This is a genomic window from Candidatus Tisiphia endosymbiont of Nemotelus uliginosus, from assembly GCF_964264755.1.
In the GTDB taxonomy this organism is placed as follows: domain Bacteria; phylum Pseudomonadota; class Alphaproteobacteria; order Rickettsiales; family Rickettsiaceae; genus Tisiphia.
Genome location: NZ_OZ183481.1, coordinates 965,933 through 986,136, shown reverse-complemented (window position 1 = coordinate 986,136; position 20,204 = coordinate 965,933). Strand labels below are relative to the sequence as shown.

Here is a 20,204-nt window from a genome sequence, read left to right as displayed (position 1 = left end):
GTATTACAAGACCGGCGTTCCTAATTGCTTTTTTTACAACAACTGTTCGTTATTATGATTATGCTCTTTTTGGGCTATCAGCAACTATTTTATCCAAAAACTTTTTACCATTAGGATCAAATGATCAACAAATATTATTATTTTTTGCTATATTTAGTATAGCTGTAATAGCTCGTCCTATCGGCTCGATCATTTTTGGTTTTATTAGTGATAAATATGGTAGAATTGTCTCAGTGAGAATTTCGGTATTTTTAGCCACTATCTCGACAATTCTTATAGGGTTAACTCCTAATTTTGATAAAATTGGTATAGTAGCGACAATAATTTTAATATTTTGTCGTATGACATTTTTAATGAGTTTAGCAGGAGAAAGTGATGCAATAAAAATTTATGTTGTAGAAAAAGTGGGTAAGGCAAGTAAAAATTGTGCTAGTGGTATTGTATCATTTTGTAGTCAGGTTGGAGCATTGCTTGCGGCAGCAATTTACCATTTTTCTACAGAGTTTGAGTCAATTGCTTATTTATGGCGAGCGAATTTTATTATTGGTGGAATTTTTGGCTTAATTATTATATTCTTGAGGCATTATTTTCATGAAAGCGAAGAATTTTTAAAATCTAGAAAAGATCACAAATCTGCTGATTATAACTTTTTTTATTTGGCAAAGATTATCAAAAGTTTGCCTAGCAAATTTATTTTAGCAATATTAATCAGTGGTTGTATAGGGGGTATTTACCATTTTCTCATTTATTTTTGGGGAGTCTTTGCTGTAAAAAGTGCATTGGTTATGAATAGCCATCAATCTCAAATTATCAATATAGTTTTAATAAGCATTTATGCTAGTATGTCGGTGTTGTCTGGTTTTTTAGCCGATAGGTTTTATCCTAAAAAACAAATTATCATCTCACTATCATTAAGTTTGTTAGTGATAATTATTGTACAATTGCTATTATATATAAAAATCTCGATAATTTACTTTCCGGTAATACTTATCGGACTTGCTCCATTTTACGTAGTGCCATTACAAATTATTGTCCAATCTATGTTTGTAACTAATATTAGGGCTAGAATGTGTAGCCTATCTCATTCACTTGGTGGAATGATACTTTCATCGACAACGCCATTTTTTTGTATGTTATTATGGCAATATTTTAATTCAATATACTTAGTGCTAGGATTTTTTATGTTATTATTACTAATATTGTTCAGTACAGTAATTTATCTGTATAGTGCAAGAGTTGTAACAAATTACCAAATGGAAGGAGAGAATTTTGCTAAAAAAACATAATCTAATAAATTATGACTATAATGCCTATAGCACTTTAAGAAGGCTAATAGTTGACCATATAAGACCATATCTAAAACAGATCGGGGTAGCAGTATTTTTTATGGTGGTTTCGGCTGTGTGTACTGCTTATATTATTGAATTAGTCCAACCAACCATTGACCAAATATTTTTAATACGCAATCGTCAAATGTTATTATTTCTACCGTTTATGGTAATAATAATCCATACTATTAAAGGTCTTGCTGAATATTATTCAAGTTATTTAATTAAATTTGTTGGTCAGAGAATTTTAACTGATTTGCAAATTAAAATGTATGAACATTTATTATTTGCCGATATTCTATTTATTCAGTCTCAATCATCGGGGCGTTTAATATCACGCTTTACTAACGATATTTCGATGATGCGTGGTGCAGTATCGAATATACTGGTAGGTTTTGCCAAACATTCTTTAACAGTACTAGGTCTTATATTAGTGATGTTTAAGCTAGAACCTAAGCTATCTTGTATTGTATTTATGGCATTTCCAATAGCAATTTATCCAATACAAAAATTAGGACAGAGAATTCGCAGAATATCAGGTCAAGCTCAAGAGGAATTAGCTAATTATACTTCAAGGTTAGATGAGACTTTTGGGTCAATTAAAATTGTTAAGTCTTTCTTAGGAGAGAAAATTGAAAGCAATCGAGCTTTATTGATTTCCAGCAATATTTTACGTTTTCTAAAAAAAACTGCCAAATTGGATGCACTGATCTCACCAATTATGGAAATATTAAGTGGTATCACAGTTGGAGGACTTATCTGGTATGGTGGACTATTAGTTATAGAAGGAGAAACTACTCCAGGAGCATTTTTTGCTTTTATCTCAGCTTTTATTGCAGCTTATAGACCTTTTAAAAGTTTGGTATCTTTAAATGTCAACCTACAAGAAGGTATCTCTGCAACAAAAAGAGTATTTAATATTCTAGATACTGAGCCTGTTATTAAAGATAGTGTAAATGCTCAAACTGTTCCGTTAGTTAATCCATCAGTAGTTTTTAACAATGTAGAGCTAAAATTTAATAATAAAGTAGCTTTAAAGCATCTGAATTTACAATTAATGCAAGGGAAGACTACAGCTGTTATAGGACGTTCTGGTAGCGGCAAAACTTCATTAGCTAATTTATTAGTAAGATTTTATAACCCAACTAGCGGGCAAATTTTAATTGATGATTACGATATTAAAGATATAAAAATTGACTCTTTAAGACGGCAAATCTCTTTAGTAACGCAAGATACTACATTATTTGACACTAGCGTTGCAGAAAATATTGCTTATGGTAACCCAGATGCCACCCGCAGTGAAATTATTACTGCGGCAAAATATGCTGATGCTGATGAATTTATTTCACAACTCCCATTCGGTTATGATACGATGATTGGTAATCAAGGTTCAACGCTTTCAGGTGGGCAGCGTCAACGTTTAGCGATAGCTAGAGCATTTTTGAAGCCAGCAGCAATTTTAGTTTGGGATGAGGCAACAAGTTCGTTAGACCAAAATTCTGAGCGATTAATTTTAAATTCTTTAGTAAATCTTCGTAAAGGTAAGACTACCTTAATTGTCACCCATCGTTTATCGAGTATTAAGGATGTTGATCATATAGTTGTTATGAAATCTGGTATGATATTTGAGCAAGGAACTCACTCACAGCTTATAGAAAATAAAGCCGAATATTATAAATTATATCATAAAGAATTAGAAGAGGGGGAGAAGTGATAAGGTTAATATAGAAAAACAAATATACTACTATGATTTTAAGATTGAGATTGTGGTTAAGTTGTTTAGTATAAAGTGTATAAAAATTGATTTACAAATGTACAAATTTTCTTTCATTGATTTATTTGCTGGGATCGGAGGATTTAGGATTGCGTTGCAGTCAATAGGTGGAAAGTGTCTTTTTTCATGCGAAATAAATGAACATTGCCAAAAAATGTATCAAGAAAATTTTGGTGAAATTCCAGATGGAGATATCAAAACAATAGATCCAAATGATATACCGGAGTGTGATGTTTTATGTGCGGGATTTCCTTGCCAACCCTTTAGTATTTCAGGTAAAAAAATGGGATTAAAAGATGAACGTGCAAGTGTAATTGAATCGATATTTAATATTGTAAATCATTCAAAGCCTAAAGTTGTGATGCTAGAAAATGTGAAGCATTTATTACATCATAACAATGGTGAAACGTTGCAACACATCGTATCAAACCTTAATAAGATAGGCTATAATATTTCTTACAATATACTAAATGCAAAAAATTTTGGAGTTCCACAAAATAGAGAAAGATTAATTATTATTGCAAGTTTAAATGGTAAGTTTGATTTTTCTAAGCTTAAAAAACAAAAAACTATAAAAATTCATGATATTTTGGATCAAGAAGGGGATTTTGAATTTCTAGAATCAGATGAATATAAAATTATAGAGAATCCAACTAGACAACAAAGTGGTTTAATATTTTGTGGATATAGGAATAAAAAGATAAGAAATAAAGGGGTTAGGGAGGGAACTGAGCATTTATCTAGAGTTCACAAACAACCAAACAGAATATATTCAATTGAAGGTACGCACCCAACATTATCATCGCAAGAAACTTCGGGGCGTTATTGGATATTACTTAATAATGGACGTGTAAGAAAACTAACAATAAATGAGTGTTTTAAAATTATGGGATTTCCTGAAGACTATAAACTAAAATCTTCAATATCTGAGTTATATAAACAAGTTGGAAATTCTGTATGTATTCCAAAGGTAAGAATTATAGGAGAAGCCATAGTTGAACAATTACTGTGATTTATTGAGTTTATTATGGAATATGGAAAAGAATTAGCTACTTTCTTGGAAAAAGTTTCAGTTGAGTCTGACTTCTTTATAGAAGATAGTATTAAAAGTAGATTGGATATTATATTAGATAATTCAGAGCGTAGTAAGGGGGTGCTAACAGTTCTCATTACAAGTGTAGTATACAAGTATTTCCATCCTTCTCAAGATGTTAGGTACCATCAATCAAATATGCAAAATGGATATTCTGGTAGAAGCTTTGATACAAAATATGTTACTCCATTTTTAAGAAAATATGAATTTCCATCAATGTCTGAAAGTGGTTGGCTAACTCGTTCTCTTGAACAACCTTATCCATATATATTAGACTACAAGGGAAAAATATCACCAAAAGAAGTCGCCGAAGCTTTTTTATTAATTCTTAATGAATTAGAAGTTAATAGATATTCAGCAGAGGTAACTCTTAAGTATATTTTTAAGCAACTTTTAATTCAACGGGAAAAGAAGCGGGTTAATCTAGTTCGTCCAACGGAGATAACAATTGCTAATGCAATTTATATTCTTGAAAAGCATTTTTCGTATAAATATAAAGATGGTTTTGGAGCAAGTAGGTTGCCAGTATTAGCAATTTATGCAATATATAAATGTTTTATTGATGAGGTTAAAAGATTTAATTCATGTAAATTGGCTCACCTTGAAAGTCATACATCGTCTGATCTACAAAGTGGTGCTGTAGGGGATATTGAAGTATTTGATAAAAACAACCAAGTTTTTGAAGGTATAGAGGTTAAGTGGAATAGGTTAATCACTAAAGAAACCGTACAAATTGCATTTGACAAATTTCGGATTACTAAAATTCAAAGATATTACATTTTATCAAATTTAAGGTTAACCGCATCAGAATCTGATGCTATTAATGATATAATTCAAAAAATTAAAATCTTACATGGCTGTCAGGTTATCGTTAATGGGGTTATTGATACAATAAAATACTATTTACGTTTATTACAGGATACGTCAAATTTTGTAGACAAATATGTTTCGTTAGTAGAGGTTGATAGAGCTATTAAATATGAGCATAAAATACGTTGGAATGAAATTTTTAATGAGGTTATGGTAGGTGGGATAATTTTAGGTGAATAAATAGACCTCTTGCATAACCTAACCTAATTGGTAATTTTGTTGTCAAAACTCGTATCCGTTCCTCACGTACATCTTAGTACGCTGCGGTACTCGACTTCGTTTTTCCTAAAAATGCCTCAATTATCTTTAGGTTATGCAAGAGGTCTAATATATAATCACTCAATATCTTACCACCTCTAATTGTAGTTCAATATTTTCTCTTGCTAACTCCTGTAAATAAATAAAATTTTAGATTATTAAATATCTCTTCTATCTTTGCAACCCTTCATTTATTAGTAGTATATCAAAGATAATCAAGAGGAAACAGCTTTAGGTAGAAGCAAAGGTGGTTTTAGTACTAAAATTCATGCCCTCGTTGATGCACTGGGTACCTGTAGGAGCTAATACTGCAATTTTCTTTTGAGTATTTCTTCTAAAGTAAGTTAATAACGTGGATTTTCCTGTTCCTGCTTTACCAGTAATAAAAATATTCCTGCTATTTAATTCCATGAAATTAAGAGATTTGACAAATTGCTCATTCAACTCAATGTTTTTAGTATTACTTAGCACATCAGTTCATTATAGATTCTTTCTCAAAATTATTATTTTGCTCATAATCTCTCCCGCAAATATAATTTCATACCTTCGTGACTAGCGATAAAGCCTAATTTTTCATAGAAATACTTTGCTTTTGAACGCTTTTTATTTGTTGTAAGTTGAATAAGAGAAACATCATTATCTTTAGCATATAAGATAGTTTGAGCAAACATCCACTGACCTATTTTCTGACCTCTATGTTTTTCAGCAACCCTTACGGCTTCTATCTGCATGCGAGTACTACCGATAAACGTTAGCGAGGGTATAATAGTGAGATGACATGTACCGATTATCTCGCTTATCTTTTCTACAACCATCAAATATTGGTTTGGATCGCTATCAATCTTATGAAACGCTTTTATGTAACATTTATCCAACTCTGTACTTTTAGATTCACGCGTTTGTCCTAAGTCATCCTCAAGCAATAGTTCTATAATACGAGGTAAATCCTCTATTTTTGCTTTTCTATGTGTTAAATTCATAACTCCTTCCTTAAATATTTAGTATAGAATTAGATCAGCATAGTAGCAAGCAACAAATAGATAATAAATTATCAACTATTACCAATCAATTAATCGAAAAATTACAACAAATACATAATGACAACAAAATTAATGAGCTAACCAATTTCAAAAGACGAGAAGAAATAGTTGCTTGCCTAAGAAGTATCATACTCGATAAACCATTAAGTAAAGATGTTCGAGAATATATTTTGTCTGATAGTTTTAGTCAAACTAACTTATCTCGGAGAAGACAGCATTAGCTTAATCTCTCTTCCTAATGAAGTGTTAAACAAAATTTTTTCGTACTTAAAACTCTCTAATGTTGAACATAGTGTGCTGATGATCAGACTACACCACTGCTAGGAGAAGAACCTACAGAGTAAATGCATTTGCTTCGTCAGCTACGCCTTCTCGTAATGACGCTTACTTTAGTTATTGTAGGCAGCCTCCTAAAACTAATTCGGGTTAGCTATAAGTGATACTCTTGTTATGATCAAACCTTAACTGGCATAATCACAAAAACGTCTTTAGGATTCTGAAGCGTTTTCAATAACATTGGCGATGATGCATCCAAAAAATATAGGTCAACTTGGTTTGCTTTAGTAGCATTTAACACAGCATTGAGTGCGTCAGTAAGATATTTAGGGTTAAAACCTATAGACAAAGTATCTTCATGATCAAAAACGTATAAATTATTTTCATCTAGTGAATGTGGTATAGTTTCTTTAGCTGCTCCCCTTGCTTCTCCTGAAGCTGTGATTTCAAGCATATCTCTTGATAAAGTTAATTTTATTGCTTGAAATTTATCTATAGTTATTGTTGCTACTCTATCTATAACATCAGCTAGCAATTTGGTATTAATAGTAAGTTTATAGTTATTATCTACTGGGATAAATCCTTGGTAATCCGGGAAAGTTCCATCAATCAGTTTTGATACCATCATAATATCATTGCAAACAAATTTAATTCTATTCACACTTAGAAAAATTTCTACCTCTAACTGAATATTTTTGGGGTCTTTTAATATTTTGACGATTTCCTCGAGAGTTTTTTTAGATAAAATAACACCAAACTTGCTAACCTTATCGACTATTTCTACTACTGACACTGATAATCTATGTCCATCGGTGCTAGCCATACAACATTCTTCATCTTTTACGTAAAAATAAACGCCATTAAGATTATAGCGAGTTTCATCAAGGGACACCGAAAACAGGGTGCCATCGATCATCTTAACAAAATCACGACAAGCTATTTTAAAAATAGCTTCAACATTAATATCATCTAATGCAGGGAATTGATCCGCAGGTAAAGTTAGCAGATTAAAAGCACAATTCTTTCCTAAAATTTCAAGCTGATCGGTTTCATTGGATACACTGAGTACTATATCATTATCAGCTATCTTTTTTACTATGTCATTTAATGTTTTAGTAGATACCGTTATTTCTCCCTCTCTTATTACTTGAGCTGCTATTTTCTGGCTTAAATATATTTCCATATTAGTAGTTATTAACTCTAGTTTCCCATCCTTCGATGATAATTTAATATGACTAAGTTCGGCAACTACATTACGTTTTTCTACTACTGAATTAGCAAAGCTCAAAGCATGAGTTAGGGTTTTTGTCTCAACTATAATCTTTAATTTGTTATTATTCATATATTTAATTTCCTCTTAACAGATCATTTATCGATACCTTACTCCTAGTTCCGGCATCTACCTGCTTAACGATTACGGCACAATATAAACTTGGTTTTCCTGAATCAGCAGGCAAGCTGCCAGGTACTACAACTGAATAGGCTGGAACTTTACCATAAATTATTTTGCCACTTTCTCTATCTACTATCTTCGTAGAAGCACCAATAAATACTCCCATACTAATTACGCTTCCCTCTTCTACTAAAACTCCTTCTGCTATTTCTGATCTTGCACCTATAAAACAATTATCTTCGATTATTACCGGATTATTTTGGATTGGTTCTAACACACCACCAATACCTGTTCCACCGGAAATATGACAATTCTTACCTATTTGGGCACATGAGCCTATAGTAGCCCAGGTATCAACCATTGTTCCCTCTCCTATATATGCCCCTATATTAATAAAAGAAGGCATAACAACAACGTTTTTAGCTAAATATACCCCCGTTCGGATAATTGCTCCGGGAACTATACGACAGCCATTTGTTTGAAATAATTCTGTACTATAATCTGTAGAAAATTTGGGGGCAATTTTATCATACCACCTCATGCAATCTCCAGAGTAAATTTGTGGATCAGTTACCATCATATGTAATAAAATAGCTTTTTTTACCCAATGATTAACTTGCCAATCAGCTCCTTCTTTCTTACAAACCCTGATTACCCCTTGATTCAAACCATTAATAATATCCTGCAATATTTGTTTGGCGTAATTAGTTTTTTCTGAATCTTTGGTTAATTTATCGCGTATTTGCCAAAATTCTTCTATAGTATTAATATGTTTTTGCATAAGGTTCTTGCTAAAAGGTAAAAAAAAATCATAATTTACTTTATTTTTAAGTCAACCTAATATACTTAAATAGTTTGAGTACATAAATTAGAGTACGTAAATGAGTATTTCCTGCCCAAGTTGTAACACTAACTTTATAGTGTCAAAAGAACAAATAGGTATGACCGGTAGGAAGGTCAAATGTTCACAATGCAACCATATCTGGTATCAAAAATCAGAGCATGAAAAGCAACAACCACCAATTATATCAGATCATCATACAGCAAAAAGTGCTAGCACTAATGAAAATAATAAAATATTTTTAACCCAAGGTACTAATTTGCCAGCTTTATTACCACCAAAAATTCCCCAACATTCAAATATTTTACCTATCTTATTGTTTAGCGTAATTATTCTTTTATTATTATTGTTATTTCAAGAAAAACTTAACATACCAGCTCTGTATAAAGAAAATGATAATATCCTAACTATAGGAAACATCCATGTTGAACAAAATAAAGAAATAGGACAAATTAAAGTTTCCTACCAGATAACCAATAACTCCGACCATGATGTGACCATACCATTAATTAGAGTTAGACTGTTAGATAAAAAATATGTAACGGTAAAATCTTATATAATGCATCACAAAAATATCAAACTCCTACCTAAACAACATATTGATATCGCTACGAATCTTGATGTAGTGCCTCGTTCCAGTGAGTTATTAAATATTATGCTTGGTAATGGTTTGGATCTTATATTACATTAGACTTCTTTCGAAAGAAAATTTATAATATAGTCAATTCAGGAGAATTTAGGGCTAGGAGTCTGTCGGAAATAATTATACAATATAAGCTAGAAAAAAAATGAATAAACAAATTATATACCCCAAACTAGTTCCTAGGCTTTTTGCTTCTTGTCTAGATTCATTTTTGTTGTCAATTTTTACAACGCCAATCACTTCCTTTATTTTATCTAGACTATCTTTATTATTTTTTAAAGCTAATATGGCTGACATACTAATAATGGGTAGCAGAAAACCGGAATTACTCCAAAACATAACTGCTAGTGGTATTTTTACATTATTTATTTTAATGCTTATCATTAACTTTGCTCTAGTATCAACATATTTTATTGGTTTTTGGATTTATTGCGGAGCCACACCTGGAAAACTTATTATGCATATGAAAATAGTAGATGCAATAACTCTTGAAAAACCTAGTAAATGCCAATTAGTTAAAAGATTTTGTGGATATGTATTAGTGCTAGTTGGTATTTGGTTTATACTATTTTCTAAACAACGCCAAGCTTTACATGACAAAATTGCTGGAACTGTAGTTATTAAGAATTAAAAAAATACTATAATTAATTACTCACCTTACGCATGGCATTTAAAAGCCATAGGGAAAATAGTCTGGCGTCATTACGAGGAGATCGTAAAGGTCAACGAAGTAATCCAGAAAGTGATCAAAAATGGATTGCTTCGCCCATTACATGGTCTCGCAATGACGTTTTGTACTTTTCCGGAATTTTTAAATTGTCATGGGGTTTATGTGTAAGGTAAGTTAATAAGTTGTTTTAACAACTTTTAAAGTAGTGAAGGTATGTTTATGAATAAATTAAATGAAATAGATCAGTTGGTTTATCTTCTCTCTAAACTACCTGGTCTTGGTCAAAGATCAGCAAGGCGTATAGTCTTACATCTTTTACAAGAAAAAGATGTTAGGCTAAAAAGTCTAATTTCAGTTCTTTGTTGTGTAGATAGTAATGTTGTCAAATGTAATATTTGTGGTAACATAGATTCTCATCATATTTGCAGAGTATGTTCATCTGATGATCGCAACGAATCTATCATAGCAATTGTTGAGACAGTGACAGAATTATGGGCAATAGAGCGTAGTGGTATTTTTAAAGGGCATTATCATGTACTAGGGCATAATTTATCAACTTCTAATGGTCACAACCCCAAAGCACTAAGACTACCGGAATTATTAGCTAGATGCCAGGATAAGAACATTAATGAAATAATTATTGCAACTAATTCTACTTTAGAAGGTCAAACTACCGCTTGTTTCATTACTGAATATTTCAAAAATTCCACCATCAAAATATCAAGACTAGCTAGTGGCATTCCAATAGGCGGAGAACTGGACTATTTGGATGAAGGAACTCTATCTGCTGCAATAACATTAAGACAGCCTTTTGACTAATTTACTAAAAGTTATTTATTTTATCAAAATACTTGATATTATACATAAAGTATTAGTTGTATAGTTTGATAATTTCTATTAATGAATTGTCAAAGGTTACTACATTAAATTGTTTATATATGCTGTAAAGTGCTTATTTAAGCAGTTTAATCTTTTCTTAGTTATTTTATATTTCACCTTACATATACTGCTTTGGTCTTAAGAATTGAATTTCGTTTGAGATGGTGAGTCCATACTAACCACTATAAGATATGTGAGTATGCAAATTCATGATAAAATGAAAAAGTAATTCTTGAAAACAAAGTAATATATAATTATTTTAAATAAAATAAGCATATGTTCCAACTTATTTGGGCTATTTTAGTTATATTTTTGATTCCTGTATTTTTTTATATTTGTAGGTATAGGATGTTTTCATGGTTCAGTTTAAAGAGTAATTCAAAAACTAAAATATTAGAATTAGAACAAAAATTATCAGAACAAGATAATATTTTAAATCACGTGACTCACGAAATTAGGACTTCAATACATGGAGGAAGTAGTATAGCACAATTTTTATATGAGAATTGGGATAAAATGGATGAGCAAGAGCATGTAAAGTATGTTGGTATAATAGCTAAGAATAGTCAGCATATTATAAAGTTAATTAATGACTTACTAGACCTATCTAAGTTTAGTACCGGGAGGATGAAGTTTAATTTTGCTGCTATGGATCTATTAGATTCTATAAAAAATATTGTGCAACAACTTACAGAATTAAATGTATTTAATGATCAAGTAAATATTATTCTTATTAACCATAGTATTACGAAAGCAATGATTAATGGAGATGCAATTAGAATTAACCAATTATTAAATAATTTATTTAATAATGCCCTTAAATACACTAAAGAAGGATTAATTGTGGCAATAATTAATTTAAAGAATTATGAAAATAATCCTTATTGGTGTTTTAGCTTAATCGATACAGGTATAGGAATTCCAGACTCAGAGCTTGAAACTGTTTTTGAAATATTTACTTGTAGCTCACGAACTAATGATAATTTTATTGGTACTGGCATTGGTTTATCTATTTGCCAGGAAATTATACTAGCTCATAAGGGGCATATTTCTGTTGAAAATAACCGCAGAAAAGGAACAAAGGTAGAATTTATGATTCCTGTATACGATGAAAAAGAGGTGCAAAATGATGACAAAGTATAATATTATAAAAATATTTACTATACTTTTTGTTGATGATGAACCAATTTGCCATGACGCAATAAATTTAGTGCTACGTCATGAACAAAAATATAAAATTATCAATGCTTGTACTGGACAAGAAGCAGTTGATTTATTTAAAATATATGCTAATAAAATAGATATAATATTTCTTGATATTTCTCTTCCTGATATGACAGGTTATGAAGTACATAAACAGATCAGAAGTAACAAAAATCTTGCCCATATTCCTATAATTTTTCAAAGTGGTTTGTCTAGCAATCATAAGGAAATACAAGGGTTCTTACAAGAACAAGCGACATATATAATCCATAAACCTTATAAAAACGAAGAACTGCTTGAAACTATAAGGAAGTTCCATAAAGCATACGCTTAAGTTAATGAAATAGGGTTTAATAATCCTAGGTGTTTTTAGGGTTGATAATTATAGCACCCTACATTTTCACGACAGAATAAAAAATATAGGGGCTATAATAAAAATTACATTTAAAAATTAAGAATTTATGGTGAAATTGAAAAACCGTGAATGCTCAAGTTTGATTAGCTATTGATCCTAAAACAAGTTCAGGATGGCTCATAATAATAACCTTAACGAGAATATAATCGATTGTCTGAATTAAAATTTGATGAAAAGCAGCTATTTCTGCTTAGTAGAATCAATAATTTTGCTAAACAAATTGAAGATAAGTCATTTTTGAGGTTCTTTAATAGCAGTTTATTAGCAAAACAAGGTATCTATTTATATGGTAATGTAGGTAATGGCAAGACTGCATTAATGCAACATTTTTTTCAAATATTGCAAATTAAGAAATTAATGATCCATTACCAGAACTTGATGCAATCGGTACATAAAGATATTTATCAGTTACAAGACAAATCAAAGTCTAAAAATAATATTATAAAAAGCATTGCGACAAATTATGCAAAACAAGCAGCAGTAATATGTATCGACGAGTTTGAAATTAAAGATATAGCTGATGCTATGATAATAGGACCGCTACTCCTTGAACTGATAAAATGTAAGGTATTTATCTTCATTACCAGTAATACTAAACCAGAAGATTTGTATAAAGATGGTTTACAAAGAAATTCTTTTCTGCCAATAATTAAAGAGATTTGTCAAAGGTTTGAAGTCATGTACTTAGATAGTGATCATGATTATCGATTAGATAAAATTATGCAAACGGCTAGCAGACGCATAATATATCCAATTAATGAACATAATAAATTCGAGATACAGCAACTTATTGGCAAGTTAAATAATAATAACCAGCTAGTTCCTAAGGATATTGCTGTTTTCGGACGGAAAATATCTTTTAAAATGGCTAGCGAAAAAATATTAGTAACAGATTTTGAAGAGCTATTTGTAAGAGAATTAGGTTATGTTGATTATGTAGATATTTGTCAAAAATTTTCTATTATAATAGTAGAAAATATTCGTATAATAAGTTCTGATAATACAGATTTAGCTGTTAGGTTTATAAATTTTGTTGATAATGCTTATTTTTATAAGGTGGTACTATTTATGACTTTACAAGATGAACCCATAAAAATATATCAGAATGGTTTGCGTAGTAATGAATTTAAGAGAACTATTTCAAGGTTACATGAAATGAATAGTGGTAGTTATGTCAATTAAAAACGGCAATTTTATTACGTTTGAAGGTGGGGAAGGGTGTGGTAAATCTACCCAGAGTGATATGCTACACCAGTATTTATTATCACAAAATATCCGGGCAGATTTAACACATGAAGTGGGCGGAACTATTGCGGCTGAGAAAATGCGTGACATTTTAGTTTATCAAGATTTATTACCTATGTCAGAATTGCTGCAAGTTATGGCGGCACGTTACGAACATGTTCATAAAAGGATTATTCCTAAACTCAATTCTGGGGTCTCAGTTATTTGTGATAGGTTTGTGGATTCTACGGCTTGTTATCAAGGGCAAGAGGTAGGTACTGATTTAGTGTATGAACTTCATAAATCTCTAATATCACCTGTAATGCCTGATATTACCTTTTTTATTGATATAGAGCCAAATATTGCTTTAGCAAGGGCGTGGGCAAGGGGTAATAATAATAAATTTGAAAGTAAGAATATTGAATTTCATCAAAAAGTCTATGATAAATTTCAATATATATCAGATAAATTTCCAGATAGAATAGTAAAAATAAACGCTGCAGATCTTAGTGCAAACGAAATTCATGATATAATTGTAGTGATGCTCACACGAAAGCTTGAAAAAACTATATAATTTTGTCACGTAACTAATTTTGTTAATAGAGAAATATGCTAATTTTCATTGACTTTATTATCATAGAGCTTTAAAAGTGCTAGTGCAGCTTGACCATATATGAAATATAGCCTCTATCTTTAGGTAATTCTTTGTGTAATAATAATGTTACCATTCAAAAATATTTTTTCTAAAATACAGGAAATCATTTGGCCAATAGAGAGGGAGGAGTTGAAACTTTTTCTACCTATGGCATTAATGATGCTCTGTGTTCTTTTTAATTTTGGGGCTCTGAGGTCTGTTAAAGACGGATTAGTTGTGCCATCAATGGGAGCGGAGGTTATCAGTTTTCTAAAACTCTGGCTTGTTTTGCCATCTTCTATATTATTCGCTATATTATATGTAAAGCTCAGTAATCACATCCGTTTTGAATATATTTTTTATATAATAATTTCAAGCTTTTTGTTGTTTTTTCTGATATTTGCCTATGTCATTTATCCTAATCAGGAGTTTTATCATCCAAATACTGAGCAGATAGAACATCTAGTATCTTTGTATCCTAATTTTCGGTGGTTTATCAAGATAATGGGTAAGTGGAGTTACGCTATAATGTATGTTTGTGCAGAATTATGGAGTGCCGTAATTATTAACCTAATGTTCTGGCAATTTGCTAATAATATTTTTGATACAAATAATGCAAAACGTTTTTATCCAATTTTAGGAATGGTAGGTAATGTTGGTTTAATTGTAGCTGGTAATGTATTAGTAGCTTTCTCAAATGTACAAGAGATATCCGATACCCAAATGATAATAGATGAAGATTTACAATATAATTCAGAACTAATGTTACAACCAATTATGTCTATAATAGTATTTGCCGGTATAATTTCAATGTTGTTATTTAGGTTAATTAATTATCTGATTTTGCATGATAAGGGATTAATGGCTGATTTTAAAGTAACTCAAATACAGGCAAAAACCTCTTTACCACTTCTGGATAGTATCAGGCTAATTATTAGCTCAAAATATGTTGGACGCATTGCTTTATTGATAATTTGTTATGGAGTACTAACTAATATAGTGGAAGGTCCGTGGAAAGCTAAAGTAAGAGAGCTTAATCCCAATACGTTAGATTATATAAACTTTATGGGCAGGTTTAATATTTGGATGGGAATTTCCTGCGTGACTTTTATGGTAGTTGGCAGTAATGTGATTAGGAAATTTACTTGGTTAGTTTCAGCATTATTAACACCTTTGATGTTTTCGATAACTGGTTTAATGTTTTTCATTTTTGTTATTTTCTCAGAAGATATAGGTTGTGGTATTAAAGACTTTAATCCAATTTATGCTGCTGTAATTATTGGAGGGATACAAAATATTTTAAGTAAATCAACTAAATATTCGTTATTTGATTCAACAAAGGAAATGGCATATATTCCTTTGTCATTAGAACTTCGAACAAAAGGTAAAGCTGCTGCTGAGGTTATTAGTACCAAATTTGGTAAGTCTCTAGGAGCTTTTATTCAGTCTTTTATATTCATAATAGTGCCTACTGCCACATGTGATTCAATAGTAGTTTATTTACTAATAATGTTTATTATGATAGTTATTTTATGGTTTTGGGATATAGTGCAGTTAAACCGTGAATATGTAAAATTATGTAATTAGCCTCAATTCTTTAAATCATTTGAGTATACCATAAAAATAATGAAAATAGCTATTAGTGGAGCATAAAAATCTGTTATATTTGTAGATATAACAGATTTTGGAATAACTTGTCATATCGAATTCAGATTAATTAGCATGCGAAAAATATTAATATCTATATCAGTGATAATTGCTGTAACTCTTTTGATTTATACTATCTCATGGTTCGTAATTATTAGTTCTATCGCTAGTAAGATTAATCAACAATATAGTAACCGTTACATTGCTGCTAATACGGTAGATAGTGAACAAAAATATTTTGTTAAATTTAATAAAATTGCCAGCTATGGCTTTCCATTTAAAATTGCCTTTCAAATAATTGGCTGGCATGAAGAGGGAGAGACTAGTGTACTTGAATTTCATACCCCGATTTATATAGGGTATGACTTACTAAAACAATCTTGCTTTATCACCTATTCTGGTAACGCAACGGGTCGTTATAAACCTATTCAATCAGGATTTGGGGCAAAATTCGAAAGTGATAATTATTCTTTTATAGCAAAAGTTCCTTTAAGTTTGAAGTTATTTAAGATTTTTACACAAAAAAAAGATCCGTTTGAAATTATAAATTTTGTTGAGAAGTTGGAATTAAGATCTGACAAAAGCAAAATCTTTGATTTGGTTGACCAACAGAAACTATATGATGAAGATCATACAGCTATTTCATTTTCACTAGACAAGAAAAAATATTATACTGATCTAGAAGATTTTAAAAATAATATACCGCAAAAATTAAATATTAGTTATTCAACCAATATCTTAGAAAGTAATCTTATCAACAGAAGGATACCAGCCGGTCTTTTATTATATAGATTTGCTTGGCCAATGCCTTTTAATTTTGAAGGTAAGTTTTATATAAAAACAAATAAATCTATATATAGTGAATTTGCTAACGATTTAGAAATAAAAATGATATCCAGCAAATTTTCAAGCAATGTCCAAGACTCTTTGACTAGCTTCTTATATCAAAATAAAGAGGAAGAAGGTAATCGTGCTAGCCACCTTAAGGTTGAATCAACAATTGATTTGAAATCAGGATTTTCCGATAATATATTAAATTCTATCCAGTATTTATTGCCGTATATATCAGCATTGCCTAACAATTTATCGTTAATGGAAGAGTTAGAGTATGTTAACAATAATAAAGATAAATTCAATTTAACTGAATTAGAAAATCATCAATATATTTTTGATTTAGATGTAAATTTTTTTGCTAGAACAAACGATGTAATGAGAGCTCAAATACATAACCTTAGTTTATTTTCTAATAATACTGGATTTCGCTTGTCAAGTGAGTGCAAGCTAAATTCATTTGGGAAATTTGATATTAATGGACTTGTTGTCGTCAATAATTATTTAAAGGTAACTGATATTATAACTAATTACTTGTTAAATTTAGGTAGGTTCAAAACATTTTCTGAAGATAGTCGTATTGTATACAAAGAGGGGATTAATTATTTTCTAAAAACCGTATCAGATCATCCTGACTCTAACTCAGGGGACATAAGTTTTGAGTATAAATTAGATTCCAATAATATAAAAAAAGGAAAAATAGGCACAGTTGATTTTGATAAGTTTTTACCATTATATTATCTAGCATTATACAAAAAAGCCTCGGAAAAAATACGGGTTGGTGATAGTATAACAAAAAGGATACAAGAGCTAGTGCCTGATTTTAATGAACATCAAAAATTATTAAAACAATTAATGATTCAACCTTTTTTGGAGATTGATAATGATCATAAGAAGGAAATTATACAATAGACTTGTATGTGAAAGATTTCTAATTCTGTAAAATTATATGCGAGTAGTTAATGTAATGTTAAATAAAGGGCTTGGCGGGGTTGAGCAAGCTGCAATTGATTATGTTTCCATGTTATTGGAACATCAATGTGAGGTAATGTGTATTTTTGCTAATAAGGCAGAGAGTGAAGCAAATCTTTTACCTTATATTAAAGATATAGAATTTCATAAAATTTCTCGCATAGGATCACGAGACCCTATTGCCATACTAAAGATACGTAAATTAATACAAAGTTTTAAGGCTGATATTATTATAGCCCACTCAAACCATGCCGGATTTATTGCTGGTTGGGCTGCAAAAAAACTAGTTCCTAGTATCGGCGTATCACATGGTTATAGTATCAAAGGTATTAAATATACAGATTCGATAATTTGCGTTACCGAACATATGAAAAATGAATTACAAAAAAAAATATTGAAGCCAATATTTGTATTACCCAATATTACTTATATTGCAAATAATCTTACTATTGATTTTCAGTATTCTATGAATAAGATTCCTGTTATAGGTATCTTAGGACGTTTGCACCTTGATAAAGGAATAAATACTTTACTACAAGCTGTTAAAATACTCAAATCACAAGGTATAATGGTTCAGTTGCTTATCGGTGGAGATGGTGAAGAGAAAGAAAATTTACAAAAACTAGCTTACCAGTTATCAATTGAAAAACAAATTAAATGGTTAGGGTGGATTAACGATAAAACTAAATTTTTTTCTGAGATTGATATTTTTTGTCTTCCTAGTATAAAAGAATCTTTTGGTATTGTACTTTTGGAAGCAATGGCTAATTTGAAACCTATAGTATCTACTGATAGTTGCGGAGCTAGGGAAATTTTGTCACATGAAAACGATAGTGTAATTGTACCAATTAACGATGCAGAAAAATTAGCGGAATCTATAATTTTTCTTATTAATAATCCTGAGATTGTTAAAAAATATATAGAAGGTGCATATAAAAAAGTTCAAAATTTGTATACACCAGCAATAGTAGGAAAAAAACTATATAAAATTCTTACCGATATTACAACATTTCCCGTTAGCTAAAATTTTGTTATAGTCAATTCAGGGGAATTTGGTGCTAGGAACGATGGAGCGACGCCTATAAGTAATAGGCGAGAGACGAGTGACGACGTCACCAACTTCCCATCAATTGACTATAGTATAGCTAACTAGACAAAGGAGTTACCTAGAACCTTAACGGTGTTATAGTAACGAAAACTTAATTAATAAGTGAGTATAAATTGGACACTATAAAAATAATACATAAAGACTTAAGCAAAGAACTTTCTGCGTTAAATAAGCTTATTTTAACCCACCTAGCTACTAAAGAGGAGCTAGTTAGTGTAATAGGTAAATATTTGCTGGAATTTGGTGGAAAGAGAATCAGACCGTTACTAACAATTTTAACTAGTAAAATGTTTGGTTATGTAGGAGAGGATAACATAAAGCTTGCTGCGGCTGTAGAGTTTATTCATGCAGCAACTTTACTGCATGACGATGTAGTAGATGAAAGTACCATGAGAAGATCCAAACCTACTGCTAACGTTATCTGGAATAGCAAGGCTAGTATTTTAGTAGGAGACTTCTTATTTAGCCAATCATTTCATCTAATGGTTGATACAAAATCTATTAAAGCAATGAAATCTTTATCAAGAGCTTCAGCAATTATATCAGAAGGAGAGGTTTCGCAACTGGTAAAATTGAATCAGCGGAGAATTATTGACGAAACAGAATATAATGAAATAATTATGGCTAAAACTGCAGAATTATTTGGTGTATCTTGTGAAGCAGGAGCAATTATTTCTAATCAATCTAATGAAACTTGTGAAATCTTACAAAAATTTGGTAGATATTTAGGCAATATTTTTCAAATCATTGATGATTTATTTGACTATTTGGGGGATAGTCGTGATATTGGCAAGAATATAGGTGATGATTTTTTAGAAGGGAAAATAACTCTACCACTAATTTTCCTATATAAGAAGCTTGATGATAAGTGGCAGTTAAAAATTCAAGAAATGATTAAGGCAGATAATAGAACTGAAAGTGAGTTTAAACTAATACGAGATTTGATGATAGAACATTGTATTAAGCAGCAAATTATCGACTATTTAGCAGCTATTAACAATGAAGCTAGTAATTTATTAAAGCAAATCCCCATACAAAATATTTATAAAGATCACTTAGCTTCCTTACTAGAATTTACTTTAAATAGGTCTTATTAATAATAAAT

18 protein-coding genes and 1 pseudogene are annotated in these 20,204 nt (G+C 30.6%); 16 read left to right on the top strand and 3 right to left on the bottom strand.

Annotation, left to right across the window (positions count from 1 at the left end; genetic code table 11):
- Nucleotides 1-2: 2 nt before the first annotated feature.
- From ACFELW_RS05095 to ACFELW_RS05075, 5 genes and pseudogenes are all read left to right on the top strand, one after another.
- On the top strand, nt 3-1,286 hold the full coding sequence (locus ACFELW_RS05095) for an MFS transporter (protein ID WP_375330520.1): 1,284 nt from the start codon (nt 3-5) through the stop codon (nt 1,284-1,286).
- Nucleotides 1,270-3,042 carry an ABC transporter ATP-binding protein gene (locus ACFELW_RS05090; protein ID WP_375329827.1) on the top strand — a complete coding sequence of 591 codons (1,773 nt, stop codon included), beginning with the start codon at nt 1,270-1,272 and terminating at the stop codon, nt 3,040-3,042. The genes ACFELW_RS05095 and ACFELW_RS05090 overlap by 17 nt, the downstream gene beginning before the upstream one ends.
- Before the next feature lie 97 nt (nt 3,043-3,139).
- Nucleotides 3,140-4,114, top strand: coding sequence for a DNA cytosine methyltransferase (locus ACFELW_RS05085; protein WP_375329826.1), 975 nt, complete (start codon nt 3,140-3,142; stop codon nt 4,112-4,114).
- Between the two features lie 15 nt (nt 4,115-4,129).
- Nucleotides 4,130-5,245, top strand: coding sequence for a hypothetical protein (locus ACFELW_RS05080; protein ID WP_375329825.1), 1,116 nt, complete (start codon nt 4,130-4,132; stop codon nt 5,243-5,245).
- 279 nt (nt 5,246-5,524) lie between these two features.
- A pseudogene (locus tag ACFELW_RS05075) lies at nt 5,525-5,614 on the top strand (IS5/IS1182 family transposase); the annotation flags it as partial.
- Between the two features lie 221 nt (nt 5,615-5,835).
- Here the strand turns inward: ACFELW_RS05075 and ACFELW_RS05070 are convergent.
- The 3 genes from ACFELW_RS05070 to dapD all read right to left on the bottom strand — a co-directional run bounded on the left by ACFELW_RS05070 (nt 5,836) and on the right by dapD (nt 8,813).
- Nucleotides 5,836-6,303 carry a GNAT family N-acetyltransferase gene (locus ACFELW_RS05070; protein WP_341759147.1) on the bottom strand — a complete coding sequence of 156 codons (468 nt, stop codon included), beginning with the start codon at nt 6,301-6,303 and terminating at the stop codon, nt 5,836-5,838.
- Between the two features lie 514 nt (nt 6,304-6,817).
- A complete protein-coding gene (dnaN, locus tag ACFELW_RS05065) occupies nt 6,818-7,981 on the bottom strand; it encodes a DNA polymerase III subunit beta (protein ID WP_341759145.1) in 1,164 nt (387 codons plus the stop codon).
- A 4-nt stretch (nt 7,982-7,985) separates the two neighbouring features.
- Nucleotides 7,986-8,813, bottom strand: a complete 828-nt coding sequence (dapD, locus tag ACFELW_RS05060; RefSeq protein ID WP_375329824.1) for a 2,3,4,5-tetrahydropyridine-2,6-dicarboxylate N-succinyltransferase — start codon at nt 8,811-8,813, stop codon at nt 7,986-7,988.
- Nucleotides 8,814-8,913: 100 nt separating this feature from the next.
- On the opposite strand from dapD, the gene ACFELW_RS05055 reads away from it, so the two are divergent.
- The 11 genes from ACFELW_RS05055 to ACFELW_RS05000 all read left to right on the top strand — a co-directional run bounded on the left by ACFELW_RS05055 (nt 8,914) and on the right by ACFELW_RS05000 (nt 20,196).
- On the top strand, nt 8,914-9,564 hold the full coding sequence (locus tag ACFELW_RS05055; protein WP_341759143.1) for an MJ0042-type zinc finger domain-containing protein: 651 nt from the start codon (nt 8,914-8,916) through the stop codon (nt 9,562-9,564).
- A 97-nt stretch (nt 9,565-9,661) separates the two neighbouring features.
- Nucleotides 9,662-10,147, top strand: coding sequence for an RDD family protein (locus ACFELW_RS05050; protein WP_341759142.1), 486 nt, complete (start codon nt 9,662-9,664; stop codon nt 10,145-10,147).
- Between the two features lie 258 nt (nt 10,148-10,405).
- Nucleotides 10,406-11,005, top strand: a complete 600-nt coding sequence (gene recR / locus ACFELW_RS05045; protein ID WP_375329823.1) for a recombination mediator RecR — start codon at nt 10,406-10,408, stop codon at nt 11,003-11,005.
- 408 nt (nt 11,006-11,413) lie between these two features.
- Nucleotides 11,414-12,208, top strand: coding sequence for a sensor histidine kinase (locus ACFELW_RS05040; protein ID WP_341759140.1), 795 nt, complete (start codon nt 11,414-11,416; stop codon nt 12,206-12,208).
- Entirely contained in the window at nt 12,192-12,602 is a 411-nt protein-coding gene (locus tag ACFELW_RS05035; protein WP_375329822.1) for a response regulator, read from the top strand. The genes ACFELW_RS05040 and ACFELW_RS05035 overlap by 17 nt, the downstream gene beginning before the upstream one ends.
- A 231-nt stretch (nt 12,603-12,833) precedes the next feature.
- Entirely contained in the window at nt 12,834-13,865 is a 1,032-nt protein-coding gene (zapE, locus tag ACFELW_RS05030) for a cell division protein ZapE (protein WP_375329821.1), read from the top strand.
- Entirely contained in the window at nt 13,855-14,481 is a 627-nt protein-coding gene (gene tmk / locus ACFELW_RS05025; protein WP_375329820.1) for a dTMP kinase, read from the top strand. The genes zapE and tmk overlap by 11 nt, the downstream gene beginning before the upstream one ends.
- 144 nt (nt 14,482-14,625) lie before the next feature.
- Nucleotides 14,626-16,128 carry an Npt1/Npt2 family nucleotide transporter gene (locus ACFELW_RS05020; protein WP_375329819.1) on the top strand — a complete coding sequence of 501 codons (1,503 nt, stop codon included), beginning with the start codon at nt 14,626-14,628 and terminating at the stop codon, nt 16,126-16,128.
- A 135-nt stretch (nt 16,129-16,263) separates the two neighbouring features.
- On the top strand, nt 16,264-17,931 hold the full coding sequence (locus ACFELW_RS05015) for a hypothetical protein (RefSeq protein WP_375329818.1): 1,668 nt from the start codon (nt 16,264-16,266) through the stop codon (nt 17,929-17,931).
- 55 nt (nt 17,932-17,986) lie between these two features.
- Nucleotides 17,987-19,015, top strand: a complete 1,029-nt coding sequence (locus ACFELW_RS05010) for a glycosyltransferase family 4 protein (RefSeq protein WP_375329817.1) — start codon at nt 17,987-17,989, stop codon at nt 19,013-19,015.
- 197 nt (nt 19,016-19,212) lie between these two features.
- Nucleotides 19,213-20,196 carry a polyprenyl synthetase family protein gene (locus ACFELW_RS05000; RefSeq protein WP_375329816.1) on the top strand — a complete coding sequence of 328 codons (984 nt, stop codon included), beginning with the start codon at nt 19,213-19,215 and terminating at the stop codon, nt 20,194-20,196.
- The last annotated feature ends 8 nt before the right edge of the window (nt 20,197-20,204 follow it).